This is a genomic window from Gilvimarinus sp. 2_MG-2023, assembly GCF_030547685.1.
Taxonomy (GTDB): Bacteria; Pseudomonadota; Gammaproteobacteria; order Pseudomonadales; family Cellvibrionaceae; genus Gilvimarinus.
In genome coordinates, this window is record NZ_JAUOQM010000047.1 from 65,175 (window position 1) to 81,446 (window position 16,272).

The 16,272-nt window shown below is 49.8% G+C and carries 15 protein-coding genes; 2 read left to right on the plus strand and 13 right to left on the minus strand.

The window, feature by feature from the left end; translation table 11 throughout:
* Window positions 1-95: 95 nt before the first annotated feature.
* The 5 genes from sodB to Q4526_RS11570 form a co-directional block, all read right to left on the minus strand.
* Window positions 96-677, minus strand: coding sequence for a superoxide dismutase [Fe] (gene sodB, locus Q4526_RS11550; RefSeq protein WP_215977237.1), 582 nt, complete (start codon window positions 675-677; stop codon window positions 96-98).
* Window positions 678-948: 271 nt separating this feature from the next.
* Window positions 949-2,598, minus strand: coding sequence for a chaperonin GroEL (groL, locus tag Q4526_RS11555; RefSeq protein WP_215977238.1), 1,650 nt, complete (start codon window positions 2,596-2,598; stop codon window positions 949-951).
* A 51-nt stretch (window positions 2,599-2,649) separates the two neighbouring features.
* A complete protein-coding gene (groES, locus tag Q4526_RS11560; protein WP_215977239.1) occupies window positions 2,650-2,940 on the minus strand; it encodes a co-chaperone GroES in 291 nt (96 codons plus the stop codon).
* 265 nt (window positions 2,941-3,205) lie between these two features.
* Window positions 3,206-3,670 carry an FxsA family protein gene (locus Q4526_RS11565; protein WP_215977240.1) on the minus strand — a complete coding sequence of 155 codons (465 nt, stop codon included), beginning with the start codon at window positions 3,668-3,670 and terminating at the stop codon, window positions 3,206-3,208.
* Between the two features lie 2 nt (window positions 3,671-3,672).
* The gene (locus Q4526_RS11570; RefSeq protein WP_215977241.1) at window positions 3,673-4,671 is read right to left on the minus strand and encodes a DUF481 domain-containing protein; all 999 of its coding nucleotides are present in this window, start codon (window positions 4,669-4,671) and stop codon (window positions 3,673-3,675) included.
* 100 nt (window positions 4,672-4,771) lie between these two features.
* Between Q4526_RS11570 and Q4526_RS11575 the strand changes: the two genes are divergently transcribed.
* Entirely contained in the window at window positions 4,772-5,077 is a 306-nt protein-coding gene (locus Q4526_RS11575; protein WP_303604614.1) for an MGMT family protein, read from the plus strand.
* Here the strand turns inward: Q4526_RS11575 and Q4526_RS11580 are convergent.
* The 6 genes from Q4526_RS11580 to Q4526_RS11605 form a co-directional block, all read right to left on the minus strand.
* Window positions 5,056-6,432 carry an MFS transporter gene (locus Q4526_RS11580; protein WP_215977242.1) on the minus strand — a complete coding sequence of 459 codons (1,377 nt, stop codon included), beginning with the start codon at window positions 6,430-6,432 and terminating at the stop codon, window positions 5,056-5,058. The two genes, Q4526_RS11575 and Q4526_RS11580, sit on opposite strands and share 22 nt — an antisense overlap.
* Window positions 6,433-6,653: 221 nt before the next feature.
* The gene (rhlB, locus tag Q4526_RS11585) at window positions 6,654-7,922 is read right to left on the minus strand and encodes an ATP-dependent RNA helicase RhlB (protein WP_303604651.1); all 1,269 of its coding nucleotides are present in this window, start codon (window positions 7,920-7,922) and stop codon (window positions 6,654-6,656) included.
* 570 nt (window positions 7,923-8,492) lie between these two features.
* A complete protein-coding gene (locus Q4526_RS11590) occupies window positions 8,493-9,752 on the minus strand; it encodes an MHYT domain-containing protein (protein WP_215977244.1) in 1,260 nt (419 codons plus the stop codon).
* 938 nt (window positions 9,753-10,690) lie between these two features.
* On the minus strand, window positions 10,691-11,062 hold the full coding sequence (locus tag Q4526_RS11595; RefSeq protein WP_215977245.1) for a zinc ribbon domain-containing protein: 372 nt from the start codon (window positions 11,060-11,062) through the stop codon (window positions 10,691-10,693).
* Between the two features lie 3 nt (window positions 11,063-11,065).
* Window positions 11,066-12,301 carry a formamidase gene (gene fmdA / locus Q4526_RS11600; RefSeq protein ID WP_215977246.1) on the minus strand — a complete coding sequence of 412 codons (1,236 nt, stop codon included), beginning with the start codon at window positions 12,299-12,301 and terminating at the stop codon, window positions 11,066-11,068.
* 157 nt (window positions 12,302-12,458) lie between these two features.
* Window positions 12,459-13,466 carry a formamidase gene (locus Q4526_RS11605; protein WP_215977247.1) on the minus strand — a complete coding sequence of 336 codons (1,008 nt, stop codon included), beginning with the start codon at window positions 13,464-13,466 and terminating at the stop codon, window positions 12,459-12,461.
* 387 nt (window positions 13,467-13,853) lie between these two features.
* Here Q4526_RS11605 and Q4526_RS11610 point away from each other — a divergent pair, with 387 nt between their 5' ends.
* The gene (locus Q4526_RS11610; RefSeq protein ID WP_215977248.1) at window positions 13,854-14,021 is read left to right on the plus strand and encodes a hypothetical protein; all 168 of its coding nucleotides are present in this window, start codon (window positions 13,854-13,856) and stop codon (window positions 14,019-14,021) included.
* Window positions 14,022-14,043: 22 nt separating this feature from the next.
* Here Q4526_RS11610 and Q4526_RS11615 read toward each other — a convergent pair whose 3' ends face one another.
* On the minus strand, window positions 14,044-15,111 hold the full coding sequence (locus tag Q4526_RS11615) for an AAA family ATPase (protein ID WP_215977249.1): 1,068 nt from the start codon (window positions 15,109-15,111) through the stop codon (window positions 14,044-14,046).
* Between the two features lie 110 nt (window positions 15,112-15,221).
* Window positions 15,222-16,265 (minus strand): aliphatic amidase, encoded by a 1,044-nt coding sequence (locus tag Q4526_RS11620; protein ID WP_215977250.1) that lies wholly within the window; start codon window positions 16,263-16,265, stop codon window positions 15,222-15,224.
* Window positions 16,266-16,272 lie beyond the last annotated feature (7 nt).

Here is a 16,272-nt window from a genome sequence, read left to right on the forward strand (position 1 = left end):
AGAAAGAGGTTAAGGGTTTGGTTGCAGGCCGCTAGCAAGGCAGATACAAAAACGCCGGGCAATGCCCGGCGTTTTTGCAACTTAGCTAAGTAGACTTAAGCGAAGTTCTGGTTAACAAACTCCCAATTAACCAGTGCCCAGAACGCATCCATGTACTTAGGACGAGCGTTGCGGTAATCGATGTAGTAGGCGTGCTCCCATACATCCACAGTCAGAAGTGGCGTAACGGAATCATCAGTCAACGGGGTTTCAGCGTTACCAGTGTTTACGATGGCAACCGAACCGTCGGCTTTTTTCACCAACCAAGTCCAACCAGAACCAAAGTTGCCAATGGCAGAGGCGGTAAACTCTTCTTTGAACTTGTCAAAAGAGCCGAATGCGGCGTCGATAGCAGCCGCCACATCACCAGTGGCGGCGCCACCGCCGTTGGGGCTCAGGCAGTTCCAGTAGAAAGTGTGGTTCCAGATTTGGGCGGCGTTGTTGAACACACCACCAGAGGAGGTTTTTACCACTTCTTCCAGAGTTTTACCTTCAAACTCGGTACCAGGTACCGCAGCGTTTAATTTATCAACGTAAGTTTTGTGGTGCTTGCCATAGTGAAACTCGATGGTCTCTTCTGAGATGTGAGGAGCCAGAGCGTCTTTTGCGTAAGGCAGCGCAGGTAATTCAAAAGCCATATTTAGTTCTCCTTAAGATCACGGGACTTAAATCAGATGCTTAATCACAGTACTTTATCGATGTACTTGGTGTCGCAGTACCCTATTTTTAGCCAAGCCAGACACCGGCCCGGGCAGGATACTATTGTCATCAACGGCACATCACCGCCGATACTTTTTATCTGGAGCGCTAAAGTATAGCGCCTGTAGGCGGTGAACACTATGCAATAGATTCACCCCTGGATAAAACAAAGGCACCTACCGAGGTAGGTGCCTTTTTAAGTGGCTGGGCTTACATCATGCCGCCCATGCCACCCATTCCGCCCATGCCGCCCATATCCGGTGCGGCCGGTGCGCCTTTATCTTCTGGCTTATCTGCCACCATTGCCTCGGTAGTGATCATCAGACCGGCAACCGAACCTGCCGCTTGCAGCGCGGTGCGGGTTACTTTGGCCGGATCCAGAATACCCATCTCCAGCATGTCGCCGTATTCGCCAGAGGCTGCGTTAAAGCCGAAGTTGCCTTCACCTTTGCGCACAGCTTCGGCAACCACAGAGGCTTCTTCACCAGCGTTGGCTACGATTTGACGCAGTGGTGCCTCCATGGCGCGACGCGCAATACCGATACCGGCATCTTGCTCTTCGTTGTCGCCAGTTAACTCCGCAATCGCGGCAACGGCGCGCAACAGTGCGGTACCACCACCAGGGACAACGCCCTCTTCTACCGCGGCACGGGTTGCGTGTAAGGCATCTTCAACGCGTGCTTTTTTCTCTTTCATTTCCATTTCAGTGGCAGCGCCCACTTTAATCACCGCAACACCGCCGGCCAATTTCGCCACACGCTCTTGCAGTTTTTCGCGATCGTAATCAGAAGAGGTTTCTTCGATTTGAGTGCGAATTTGCGCAACACGAGATTCGATTTCAGCGGCCACACCCGCACCATCAACGATGGTGGTGTTCTCTTTGCTCATGGTCACGCGCTTAGCAGTACCCAGGTGCTCCAGAGTGATGTTCTCCAGATCCAAGCCTACCTCTTCGCTGATCACGGTACCACCGGTCAATACGGCGATGTCTTGCAACATGGCTTTACGGCGATCGCCGAAACCAGGCGCTTTACAAGCAGACACTTTAACGATGCCGCGCATGTTGTTCACAACCAGAGTCGCCAGGGCTTCGCCCTCAACATCTTCGGCCACAATCACCAGAGGCTTACCGGCTTTGGCAACGGCTTCCAGCGTTGGCAGCAGCTCGCGAATATTGGAGATTTTCTTATCAACCAACAGGATGAACGGATCGTCCTGTTCAACCATCATGTTATCTTGGTTAGTAATAAAGTAAGGCGATAGGTAACCGCGATCGAACTGCATGCCTTCTACCACATCCAGCTCGTTCTCAAGGCTGGTGCCTTCCTCAACAGTAATAACACCTTCTTTACCCACTTTCGCCATAGCGTCGGCAATGATGTCACCGATGTGTGAGTCACTGTTCGCTGAGATAGTGCCTACCTGAGCAATCGCTTTGGGTGTATCACAAGGCTGAGCAATAGATTTAATATGTTCTACAGCAGCGGTTACAGCTTTATCGATACCGCGCTTCAGATCCATAGGGTTCATGCCGGCGGCAACAGACTTCAGGCCTTCGTTGACAATGGCTTGGGCTAATACGGTCGCAGTGGTAGTGCCGTCACCGGCGTCGTCAGAGGCTTTGGAGGCAACCTCTTTCACCATTTGCGCGCCCATGTTCTCAAACTTGTCTTCCAGGCTAATTTCTTTAGCCACAGACACACCATCTTTGGTCACGGTAGGCGCGCCAAAAGATTTTTCCAGTACCACATTGCGGCCCTTGGGCCCTAAGGTGGCTTTAACGGCATCAGCCAGGATATTTACACCGGCTACCATGCGCTGACGGGCGCTATCGCCAAATTTCACTTCTTTCGCAGACATAGTTCTAATCCTTCCAGTATTTCTTTCAGTTACTCAATTGGGGTTGGGGTATTACGCCAATACCGCTTTAATGTCGGTTTCGCTCAGGATAACCAGCTCTTCACCTTCGATTTCGATGGTGTCGCTGCCTGCGTATTTACCAAATACAATCGTGTCACCCACTTGCACGTCTACCGCGCGAACCTCACCATTGTCGAGCACGCGGCCATTGCCTACGGCAACAACTTCACCTTGGTTTGGTTTTTCCTTGGCCGAACCTGGCAGTACGATACCGCCTGCAGTTTTTTCCTCTTCTTCCTTGCGGCGTACCACAACGCGATCGTGTAACGGACGAATTTTCATGGACTGTCATCTCCCACTAGCAAAATTTAAAATGCTTAGCACATTGTTGAAAAACCCGAAGGTCGGGATTCTGCCACCACCCCATAGGGCAGTGGCAAAAATACTCAAGGTTATCCGCGGGCGAGATCATTTAATATGGCCCACCCCAGACAACCGGTCTGCTGAACAAATTGGGGATGAACCTAGGCTTTTCAATGGCAGGAAGGCAAAAAAATTTGATATTTTGCCTAAAAGCGAACTTTTTGACAGAGTTGCGCGATATTGGCTATTTTTTATCCAGCCGGGGCTTCTCTTGCACGGGTTCGTCAGGGTGGTAAAACTCACCTTCAAACGTTTGATGGCTACCCGCATTGGGGCCGGAAAACGGGCTCTGAGTGCGCACCACAAAACGCGGGGCTACCCACTGAAAAAGTGCGTAACGCAACCAAGGCACCAGCAGTAAAAAGCCCACTGTATCGGTGAAAAAGCCCGGGGTCATTAACAACACCCCAGACACCAACAGCATAAAGCCCTCGGCCATTTCCCGCGCAGGCATCTCACCCGCCTCCATGCGACTGCGGGCACGAGTCATGGTCTCGAACCCTTGCCAGCGCAACAAGCCAACCCCCAGCACGGCGGTTATCACCACCAAAGCCACGGTAGGCAGCACTCCCAGCTCATCCCCTACTTGTATAAATAGGGCGATTTCTACCAGGGGAACACCAATAAACAACAATAGAAAAAAAGGCATAGTTACCACTCATAACTGACCCCGACCATCAGGCGGGTGTCTTCACGTTTTGTGTCCTGCTGAGGCAGGTTATCCACACTGTAGTCGACCTTGAGTTCGGAATAGAGTTCACCGGCGATCATCGTGCTCAGCCCGGTGTTGCTGCTTAAGCGCCAATCTTGATCATCCTCCAATGAGCTAACCAAGGAATTGTTGTGAAAAAAGGCGATACCGAGCGGTAATTTATAGCGAAAGTCCGTTCCCAGCCGGGTGGCAACACGCTCGTTTTCAACCTCAAAGTCATCGGCAGGCACATCTGGAATTTCATAACGCTCATTCAGATAGGTGAACCCCGCTGTCAGCGCGAAGGCCGTTTGCGTATTTTCCCAAAACTGATAACCGGTACCGCTACCCAGTGAATAATATTCAGCGATAGCCCGCGCCTCATCAGCCCCTAAGGTTAAGTCATTGGTCCAGAACCAACGCTCGCGGAAAAACCAATCGAGCGAATAACGGCCCGACCAAACCTCATCCGGTGCCTGTCGGTCTGACGAGTAACTGGCATACTCCAGTAACGCATTGTGACGAAATTCACTGCGGCGATACTCGGCCTGAGTTTTTACCTTAATATCGCGCCGAACATCATTACCTTTAGCAAAAAAGCCCGACAGACTGAACTTGCCATTAAAGGTATATTCACCGTCAATATGGCTCTCAAAGGGCAACATGATATCGAGCGCGGCCAAGGGAGCGCTGCGCTGTTGGGGATCACCTCCACAGCTGTAAAATAAGTGCTCTTGCTTCATGCCATCGATTAAGCAAGGTGTATCACTGCCACTGATTTTCATTGGCATAGTAGTGTTTAAATTCTGGATATTAGTACGTGAAATTTTCACTTCACCAAAGTTTTTCGAACTCCACACCAGCTTGTCGCCATCGAGACGGACAAAGTCGCCTTCTAGCTGATCGCCATTGTACAGCTTTACCATTCCGGCATGGCCCGCACTGCAGAGCAATAGCATTGCTGCCCCGAGCCCAAGCTTTGTTATCCATTGTTGTCTTCGTGTGTTTTGCATAGTCGGTTACACTGGCTTTCATTTTAATAGGTTGTGGAGCAAGTCCGTGCCCGAATCAAATTTTAATACCGCCCTTTATACTGCTTTGATGCTTATACCAGCGGGCTCGGTCGTGACCTACGGCCAATTAGCGCACTTGGCCGGCCGACCAGGTGCCGCGCGCTGGGCAGGGGCTGTGCTACGAACACTGCCGGAGCACAGCTCGCTCCCTTGGCACCGGGTAGTTGCCGCCGGCGGGCGTATTGCCTTGCCCAACGAAGCCGGAGCAGAGCAGCGCCGTCGCCTTGAGGCCGAGGGCGTTGTTTTTCGCGGTAATAAGGTATCTCTTAATCATCTGTTTGAGTCGCCTTGAGTCATTTTGCGGCCAATAAAAACAAGCAACACTAAACCGGGAATCACCATCAGAGCCGTCAGAACAAAAAAGAACGCCCAGTTGCCACCCAGCGCATCAACTAAATAGCCACTGCCCGAAGACATTGAGGTTCGCCCCAGGTTCCCAAGCGAAGCCAAAAGTGCGTACTGGGCCCCAGAAAAAGCCCTACCGGTTAGCCAGGTCAGTAGCGACACAAAGGCCACCGTTGAGAAGGCCGCACAGAAATTATCCACCACAATGGTGGCTAAAAATAGCCACTCTTTGGGACCCACTAAGGCAATCCAAGCGAACATTAAATTGCTCGCGGCCATGGCGACACCGCCAATAAACAAACCCCGGACAATACCGTAACGAATATTGATGGTGCTGCCAACTAGCGTGAAGATAATCGTCAGCCCCCAGCCCACCAATTTTGAGTAATTGGCAATCTGTTCATTGCTAAACCCCACCTCTCGATAGAACACAATGGACATACGACCCAAAAATGCCTCACCGATCTTAAATAAGAAAACAAACAATAAAATGGCCGCGGCTAGCTGCCAGCCATTGCGCCGAAAGAAGTCGGCAAATGGCTCAACGATGGTCACACTGAGCCAAACCATCGCCCGCGACCAAGGGTTGTCATTATCGCGTGCATTTAACATACCCGCATAGCGCAGCTCAGCCGCATTCAGCAGCGCCTGGCGATCGGTCTTGGGCTCGCGCACGATTAGGGTGAACAGCATAAGCAGCCCAACAATCACCGCCATCCAAGAGTAAACCCCTGCCCAGCCAACAGACTCGGCATTGGCAAAGGCGAGGTAACCGGGCAGAGAATAGCCGGTCCACCAGCCAATAATACTCATGGCCGAAGCGGCGGGAACCCGGCGGGAGTCTTTACCAATGATTTCAATCCGGTAGGCATCAATGGCGATATCGTGGGTAGCGGCACAACTGGCGATCACTAATGCAAACACCGCTAACAGTTGAAGATTGTCCACCGGATTAGTTTGAGCAAGCCCAACGGTGGCCAACAACATAAGCCCTTGCAAGGTAAAGATCCAGCCGCGTCTATGGCCTAATAGTCGACAGACGATTGGCAGGCGTACCCGGTCAACCAAAGGTGCCCAGAGAAAGTTAATGGCGTAGACCACAAACACCGCGCCCAGCAATCCAACTTGTGAGCGTGAAATGCCCGTATCGGTCAACCAGCCACTTAAATTCGAACCGATAAGAACAAAAGGGAAGCCCGAGGAACAGCCCAGCAAGAATATATAGAGCAAACGCCAATCGCGGTAGTTATCGAGCGCTTGCAACCACGGATGGGTAGACGCTTGAGAAGGAACTGGACTCATAGTTAAAGCCTGCTGGCGACCGCGAGTAAAAAGACAAAGGTATCAGAAAAGCCGCAAGCCCGCACGGGGCCCGTCGAGGGCGAATGAGAAAAGCTTAAGTAATGGGCGTAAAACACATGAAAGCGAGGAATTTGATCAACGACCAGTCACTCCAGAACGAATAAAGACCACTGCCAAACAGCGGTCTTATCGAATTACAAAGCAAGCCAAATGAGGGGCGATTAAGAGCGGCGAGGCCCTCGACTTCTGCTTCGCCCTGGGCCGCGGCGATTATTTTGCCCCTGGCTACGGTACTCTTTTTTCTCTGCCGGTGCCATCGGAGGGGTCTCTAACAGCAACTCTTGAGGCGGTTGTTCACACCTAAGCTCACTACCCAACAAATCTTGGATAGGCATTAAGCGAAAAGCGTCGTCCTCACAGGCAAAGCTGATGGAGGTACCGGTTTTACCCGCGCGACCGGTACGACCGATTCGGTGTACGTAATCTTCAGGTTCTTCAGGTAACGTAAAATTCACCACATGACTAATGCCATCAATATGAATACCCCGGCCGGCCACATCGGTTGCCACCAATACTTTCAAGCTGCCATCTTTAAAGGCATTCAAGGTAGAAACACGTTTATTTTGAGCGATTTCACCGGACAGCAAGCCTACCTTAATTCCGTGGCGGCGCAACTGATCTTGTAACTTACGACACTCGTCGCGGCGATTGGCAAAAACAATCATGCTTTCGACTTCCGCGTCTTGAATCAGGTTATAAAGCAAAGTGTACTTTTCATCGGTAGAGGCGAGATACACGTGCTGGGAAACCGTATCGGTGGCAACGCTTTCGGGCTCGATCTCAATAGTAATCGGATTTTCAGTCCACTGATCAACCAAACGATGTACTTCATCGGTAAAGGTAGCCGAGAAAAATAAGGTTTGGCGGTCTTCGCGACGCGGCGTTTGCCGCACAATTTGTCGAACTTGTGGAATAAAGCCCATATCCAACATACGGTCGGCTTCATCAATGACCATAATCTCAAGCTGGTCGAGATACACATCTTTATTACGACAAAAATCGAGCAAGCGGCCCGGGGTAGCCACCAAGATATCCACCAAGGTATTGTGCAGACGATTTTGCTGTTTGGTGTAATCCATTCCACCGACTAAGGTATGAATTTGCAAATCAGTGTGTTTGCACAAGCCTTTTGCGTCATCGGCAATTTGCATTACCAGCTCGCGAGTTGGGGCAATAATCAGGGCGCGGGCTTCACCGGCATAGCGCTCGTCGTCGAGACCGTGCTTGAGCAAATCATCAATAATGGCAGTGAGGAAGGCAGCCGTTTTACCCGTACCAGTCTGCGCTTTACCGACCACATCTTTGCCCTGCAACGCGTGTGGCAAGGATTGGGCCTGAATGGGGGAGCAGTACTCAAACCCCTCATCGGCAATGGCGTGCATCAACCCAGTTTCCAGGTTTAAATCGTGAAAGCGGGTTTTACCTTCCATTTCCGGCACCGGAAACTGCGAAATATCCCAAGGTTTTGCGGGAGAGGTGTTTTGCTTGGGCTTTGGTTTGGGCTTCGATTTACGCTGCGATGGCTTCTGATCGGACTTGCCCTGTGTCTTGGGTTTGGAGTCACCATCGCCTCTGGGTTTCGACTTGTCAGCGGACTGTTTATCAGGCGAATGGCCGGCTTGAGGGGCAGCTGGCTTACGGCGCTTGTTGCCCCCTTGCTTATTGGGGCGCTGAGTATCGCCACGGCTACCGGAGTTTTCTTTGGTTTCGGTTTTAGCCGCTGGAGCCTTTTCGCTACCGACAACCTTCCTGAACAGCTTTGAGATCAAAATCGTACACCCGTTGATTAAAATGTGCGCGGAGTATACACGATTGCTCTGGTTGAGTCTCCGCTCATCGCGACTGGCCACGGGCCTTCTGGCATAAATTGGATAGTTTTCGTAACAACCGAATGGGCCGCCCCTAATACTACCCTTTATCTCGCAATACGCTACATTGGGACTGCCGAGCAACCAGTTACTCGGCACATACCAACTTCTAGGCTCACCTTGCTCCAATCATTAAGCAGGCTGTGCAATCGGTGACGAAGAGCCCTGAAAGCGCAGGCTGTATTTAGGGCGCTGCGCTTCGCGAATTAATAAGCGGCTGTTGGTGGCCGACGTCGGGTAGTGGCTAAGTCCCACCATAAAAGTACCAAAGTCGGTAACCTTGCGCGAGCCCTGCAGCGCGATCTTTAAGCGCTGAGCGACTTTAGCCTCCTGGGATTTGTCAATTTCTGGCATAAGGGCAATAAAGCTACTGGCAGTTAACCGCCCTACCATTTTCGCATTTTGCCATTCTGTAACCAATAAAGACGACAGTTCACGTAAAAAGGCATCGGTAGCTGTATCGCCCAAATCCGCAGCTCGCTCTCTGAAATCGGAAATATCAACACATATCACAGAAAAAGCTCGCTGCTTTTCACTTCCAGCCAATAAGCCCATCAGCTTACGTTCGATATCACTACGATTACCTAACCCCGTTACCGGATCATGAAATGCATCGAGGTGAACTTGTTTCGCCTGCTTAATATCATGCTGGCGCTCACGTTCCGCTTGGCGGAAATCCTGATAAGCAATCACCAGAGCCAACAACAAAAACCCACCAGCCACAATAGCCGTCGGGATACCCATCCAGTCACCACTCAGGCGATTATCGGCCGCCATGGCACCATCCATCGGGTAAGTAGCCGCCGCCATACCGGTGTAGTGCATCCCACATATTGCCGCACCCATCACCAAAGCTGCCACCGCTTTAACCACTAGCGCGTAACGGGCTGGCACAACCCTTACCTGCCTGCAGATCACCAAAGCCGCACCCGAAGCAACCACCGCAATCAGCACCGAAATTGCCACGATCACAGTGTCATATACAATGGCGGGCTCCATGCGCATGGCGAACATACCGCCGTAGTGCATAGCCGAAATACCCGCGCCCATAATAACCGCGCTGGCGGCAATGCCACGCTTGGCAATTTTCACACGAGTAATGACTAACAGTGCCAGCGCTGAGGCCGCCACCGCAGGCAACCATGAAACAATGGTCAAGGGTAAGCTGAAACTCATAGTCATATTGCCGGGCATGGTGTAGGCGCTCATACCGACAAAGTGCATTGACCAAATGCCGGTCCCTAAACAAACAGCACCGGTGCCTAGCCAAAACTTGCGGGCACTGCCCTGCAACGTGAACAGCCGTGTGCCAAAGTAAATGGCTGTATAAGCGGCGATGACCGCCACGCAGTATGAAGCGAATACAAGCGTCAGGTTGTAACTACCTGTCATGCGGACTTACCTCTGATGTTTTTGAACTGTGGCGGATTTTACGTCGCCAAAATCAACATGGATGCATCAGCCAGATAAATATATGTAAATATATGTTTACATATGTAATCTAATATTATGACCAACAATCCCATGGAGCTCACCCTTTAGAGTTTCTTATATAGTCGAATGAAGAAATTCAGGGCTCGAGACGAGCTTTGCTTTTTTAAATAATCCCCCGTCTGAATTGTTAGCGGTAACAATTCAGGCGCAGAAGGCGAATATCTAGATAAGATCAGCGGAGGCACTGCAATTGACAAATTTGAAACCGGCGGTGACTACTAGTATGAGTTGCTCATTGACGATTACTCCACCCTAGAGCCTCTGTAAATTATGACATTGCGCAAAAGCAACTAGGCATCTTGAGCCTGTCGATTTTCGACTTGCTGAACAAAGATTATTCACCCACATCCTCACAGGTGAATCAAAAAAGGCTCGTAAATCCGTTGCCACTTCTTATAAAGCCTAGGGTTGTGCGGCTAACCTGAAATAGAGTATTGACTATGAATGCTCCGTGTTTGGTATCAATTGCATAAAGTATTGAGGCTTGTGATTGCAGCCCTTTATTATTGGTATGCCTAAGAGGGGGAATTCTGCCCCTTAAAAAGCCTATGATTGCGCTTAATTTTGACAGCTCGATTGAAGAGCTTATGAAGTCGCAACTATTGCGAACAATCTACAAAACTTTGAACAGCGTCATCACTGGATAATTCTTTATTACATTAAAAACCCCAACTCAGTGGCGTGTTAGAGAGCGCCGTAAGGCTAAGCATGAAAGCCAGATAAATGACTCAAAGACTGTTAGCGCGAATAATCATAATACCTTGAGGCAAAAAAAAGGGAGGCAATGCCTCCCGAAACTCAAACAAACGAACAGAGATTAAACTTGAATAAAGACGTCAGTGGCTAATCATCCAAGGCCGGGCTGACGGAAACACCTTGCTACCATCCGGCATGTAAACGGCCTTGGAACCGCGAATGGGCGCATCCGAGCCACAGCCACAACCACTGCCATGTTCATGCTTATGCCTAGCGCGTTTTTCAGCGCGGGACTCGGGCGTTGAAAACGCTGGAGCATCCCTTGATTGCTCATTGCGCTCGTGGGCTTTTTTGTTACTCGGAGCCATTTTAAACAGCTCCGGTGACATCATAATCACCCTAGCCGAAGCCTCACCACACACAGGGCAATTAGAGGGCTCAGAGCTTTTCTCCATAGTAGCTAAGCCGCTAAACACGCCATGCTCTTGGCAACGATAATCATAAACAGGCATGGGTTACTCCTTATCAGGCGACTTAGGAATATCCACAGCGGTGTTGTCTACCTGAATGGTAGGCCCATCAGCTGTCGGGTTGATATCAAACGCGAAAATATCATTTGGCAACCACAAGGTGGCACAAGCATTCGGTATATCCACCACACCACTAATGTGTCCCTGCACCGGCGCACAACCGAGAATGGCGTAACTCTGCGCCTTGCTGTAACCGAACTTAGTTAGGTACTCAATTGCATTCAGACAAGCCTGACGATAAGCAACATGAACATCCAGATAATGCTGTTCACCATATTCATCAACCGAAATGCCTTCGAAGATAATGTAGTCATCGTATTTCGGAGTCATTGGGCTTGGCTTAAAGATCGGGTTCTTGATGCCATATTTAGACATACCCTGCTTCACTAGGCTAACACGCAGGTGAATCCAGCCAGCCATCTCAATAGCACCACAGAAGGTAATTTCGCCATCGCCTTGACTAAAGTGTAAATCGCCGACGCTCAAACCGCCGCCATCGACATACACAGGAAAATAGATCTTCGAGCCGCGTGATAAGTCTTTAATATCACAGTTACCGCCGTGCTCACGAGGAGGAACGGTACGCGCCCCTTCGTTGGCAGCTTCTTTAGCCTCATCAGGTGCCATGCGGCCCATGTGTGCGGTTTCAGCATAAGGTAAAGTCGCCAATGCAGGAACACGATCAGGCTCGGTCTCGTACAACCCTTTTTCCCGGGTATTCCATTCATTCAGCATATCTTTCGATGGTAGGCAGCCAATCAAACCTGGGTGGATAAGGCCTGCAAACTCAACCCCTGGGATATGACGAGACTTGGTGAACATACCATTAAAATCCCAGACCGATTTTTGTGCTTCTGGGAAATGTTCGGTTAAGAAACCACCGCCGTTTTGTTTAGAGAAAAAACCATTAAATCCCCACTGGCTTTCTTTAAAAGCGCCAATGTCAAGGATATCAACCACCAGAAGGTCACCCGGTTCAGCACCCTCTACACCCACAGGGCCAGATAAAAAGTGAACCTGGGTTAAATCAACATCGCGTACGTCGTCGGCGCTGTCATTGTTTTCAATCTGACCACCGGTCCAGTCGTAGCACTCCATAATAAAATCATCGCCAGGCTTAACCGTGGCAACCATAGGGATATCGGGGTGCCAACGATTGTGGATCATATCGTTTTCATAGGGCGTCTTACTTAAATCGATTTTTACAATGGTTTCTGTCATGTCGGTAACTCCTGGGGAATCATCTTGAACTGTTTAATAACGACTGCAGTATCGATGAAACCAAAAGGAACGACCATTCGTTAATAGCACCACCCGCCTACGTCAAATAACGTAGGCAGGTGGTCGCCAATGCGGCACTAAATGAAAAGTCGAGCGCCTATTTTGGCATCGGCCCCAGCTTTACGCCGTCGGGATAGTACTTCCAACCATCGCGAACTTTAATTTTGTCATCCCAGGGCAGCTTATATTTACCTTCGGCAAGATCCTTAACCCACGTCAGATAATTGTCTTTGCTGCCGCCCGGCTGGCCTACGTAAGCCCGACAGCCAAGATTAAAGATGTTATTTTCCAGCGCCCAGTTTTCCCGAGCCTTGTCCACCAATCTCGGGAAAAGCTCCGCCGTCACAATCTCCCAGGGGTTTCTGTGACCTTGCTGCACAACATTGCCATCATAGTTGCACACCGTGCCCTCACCGAAGTAGTAGAACACACCGTCGTAACCGGCCAAGTTAACCGAGATTGTGTACATCAGGTTTTGCCAAGCATTGGTACGGTTAGTCCAGATCCACTGATCGTTTACCTGAGTCGAGTAACCGGAAATGCGAATATAAACATTGGCACCTTTATAAGCGGCTTCGCGAGCCAGCTCTGGGAACATACCATCGTGACAGATACAAACGGCGAGCTTGGAACCTTTAGGTCCGTCACACACTGGCATGCCGTAATTGCCCGGCGACCATGGCTCAATCGGCACCCAAGGCTGCAGCTTGCGATAGTGCAGTGCAATTTCGCCCTCATTATTGACGATAATAGCGGTGTTATAGGGCGGCTTAGACGGATCCTCATTTTTCTCCATTAGGGAGAAAACGGCCCATACGTCATTGTCGACGCAGGCCTTACGAAATTGATCAATTTCGGGACTGTCGATGGTCAACAGCATTTCATCATAGGTCCAAATAGCCGTATTTAAACCTTGCGTGGAATATTCCGGAAATACGATCAAATCAAGATCAGGGTAACCGGCTTTTGTCGATGCCAGAGCCGTACAAATTTGATCCACCTGAACTTGAATATCTTCGGGACCTTTAATTACCGGAACGGGGTATTGAATCATTGCGGTTAAAAGCGCTTCATCCCAAGCGCTGACGCTACCTGTACTAGCCATACTAAAACTCCAGAATGAATGTTTAATGGGTTACCTGCAGATACAACGCCAGTATTGCAATGTTATAACATTACGCATATTCGTTAAATGACGTAGGTTTGCAAACGCGGTGCAACTGGGAAGGGAAGCAGCAAAAGGGTAGCAACAAAGCAAAGTACGAAAGGAAATATGAGTATTAATTGGCGCTGACCATTCTTAGCGGCACTGCAAGAGCCATTACTCAGCAACATTGAATTACCTAGCACCTTAGACCAGCCGCTACCCAATCCGTGGCCACGGCTTCGCTTTAGAAAGATTGAGAGTAAATCCAATGGAGAGTTGTTAACCCTGCGAGCTATGGTCCAAAACAGGTGAGCTTGCCGCCAGTGAGCCAAAATAGATCAGGGTATGGGCCAATACACGATCACCGTGGTGTATGGTTTCAACGACAATAAACACAATGTCGTCAAGCCACCAGCCACGCTACTTGACGCCCTGCCCCACAATCAGCGGCGAAGCCCAATCAACACAAATAAAAAAGCCGGCCCCATAAAGGAAACCGGCGAAAAACGGTAATAAAATTTTGCTAGCTAACGCATTAGCTTTGGCAGGTAAACTGCACCTTACCTTGTGCCCACACGCCATTTAAGTTGAGCAAGGAGGCCTCATTTAACTCATTAGCATGATCCACCAGAAAGCGTGCCAGGGGTACCTCAATGCTATCTCGCACCAAGCGTCGCACCGAACGGGCACCGTAGCGAGCGGTAAAGCCCATTTTAACCAAATGGCTACACACTTCAGTGCTCAGTATCAGACTGCAGTTTTTCCGCGCCAACCTCCGATTTAGCTGATTGAGCTCCAGCATCAAGATATCGTGCGCCGCTTCGCTCGAAAGCGAGTCAAACATCATGACCCGGTCAATGCGATTGTAAAACTCGGGAGAAAAGCTTTGCGTAATCGTCTGCAATGCTCGTTGTTGCCGGCTGCGCTGCACACCGAGCGCCTTACCTAAACGCCCCATCTGCGTACCCTCCCACAGGCGCGCCCCCAGGTTAGAAGTCATTAAAATAACGCAATTGCGGAAGTTAATACTCTTGCCTGAACCGGTTAAAGTAAGATGCCCATCTTCCAATATACTGAGCAAAGCCATGCGAACCTCATCGCTAGCCTTTTCAATCTCGTCGAATAACACCACCCCGGGTCGGGCTAAATCGCCCTCAATCAGCGCTTCATCAAATAAGCTAACACCTTCTTTGCTGCCCACATAACCGGGCGGTGCACCGGTAATAGCCGCACTGTAATGCGACTGCGACAATGTATTCATATCAATGCGACAAAGGTTATCTTCATTGCCGGTCAGAATTTGGGCCAGTAATTTCGCTGACTGCGTTTTACCTACCCCGGTCGGACCAAGCAACAACGCATTCCACAAAGGGCGTTGACTGTCAGCAATATCGACCTTGATAAACGCCAAGGCATCTAACAATTGCTCGACCACCTCTGGCTGCCCCTTTAAACGCTCATTCAACAGCGTATGGGCATGCTCCAGGTCAAAAACAAACCGACTGCGGATTGTAGCGGCCGCCTTAACCTTGGGAGTAACCGACGCTTTGTCGGCTTCTAGTTTTTTTCGATTTTGCTCGAGCACTTCGTTTATAAAAACCACGTTCTATCCACACTCTGTTCGCCCTGCAATCGCCGCGGCACCAGCCATGGCCCGCCATTATGGCGAACCACAACTAAGGTGCTGAGCCTAAATCACTGCTGACTTAACTTTTAGTCAACTGTTTTCGACTTCTCCTCCACGGGTAAGTCAGCGACAGGACAGTCGGCGACACCTACAGTGGAGCGGGTAAACGCTTCGACTGAATCACGAGTTTTTTCCGCATCCATAACCCAAGAACGATAAAATTCAAAAGGACAATCAGCAATACCTTTATCACCATCACCAGAAGCATGAACACCGTTATATCCGCGATGTAATAGTTTGAACAAATGGTTTTGAGATTGATCATTTTTTCGAGCATCACGGATTTGGGATACAGATAACTGAGCGTACTGAATGCCCATATCTTCCTCACCACACTCGCCTAAGGTTCGGCCATCAAATCCGATAATCGCAGAGTGTCCAAAATACGAATAAACCCCATCAAAACCGCTGGCATTGGCCACTGCCACATAGCAATTATTAGCCCACGCCATAGACTTGGACATCATTACTTGCTGCTCTTTAGCCGGGTACATATAGCCCTGACAGCGAACGATGAGCTCAGCACCGCGCATTGCGCAGTCGCGCCAAATCTCAGGATAGTTGCCGTCATCACAAATAATCAGGCTAATTTTCATACCCTTAGGGCCTTCGGTGACATAAGTTCGATCACCAGGATACCAACCTTCAATTGGGCACCAAGGAATACACTTGCGGTATTTTTGAACAATTTCACCTTTGTTGTTAATGAGAATTAAGGTGTTGTAAGGTGATTTATTGGGGTGCTCTTCATGTTGTTCACCTGTAAGTGAAAACACTCCCCACGTATTTGCCTCACGACAAGCTGCAGAGAATATTTCTGTTTCCGCACCAGGAATAGTCGCCGCAGTGGCCATCATCTCGTCAGTGTCATACATAATACCCATGGTGCTGTATTCAGGGAAAACCACCAAATCCATACCAGGCAACCCTTTTTTCATACCGATAATCATATCGGCGATTTTACGGGCATTTTCCAGCACCTCGGCTTTAGTGTGCAGCCTAGGCATTTTGTAATTCACGACAGCCACTCCAACCGTATCTGGGGAGCTCGATATATCACCGTGACGCATATTTAAC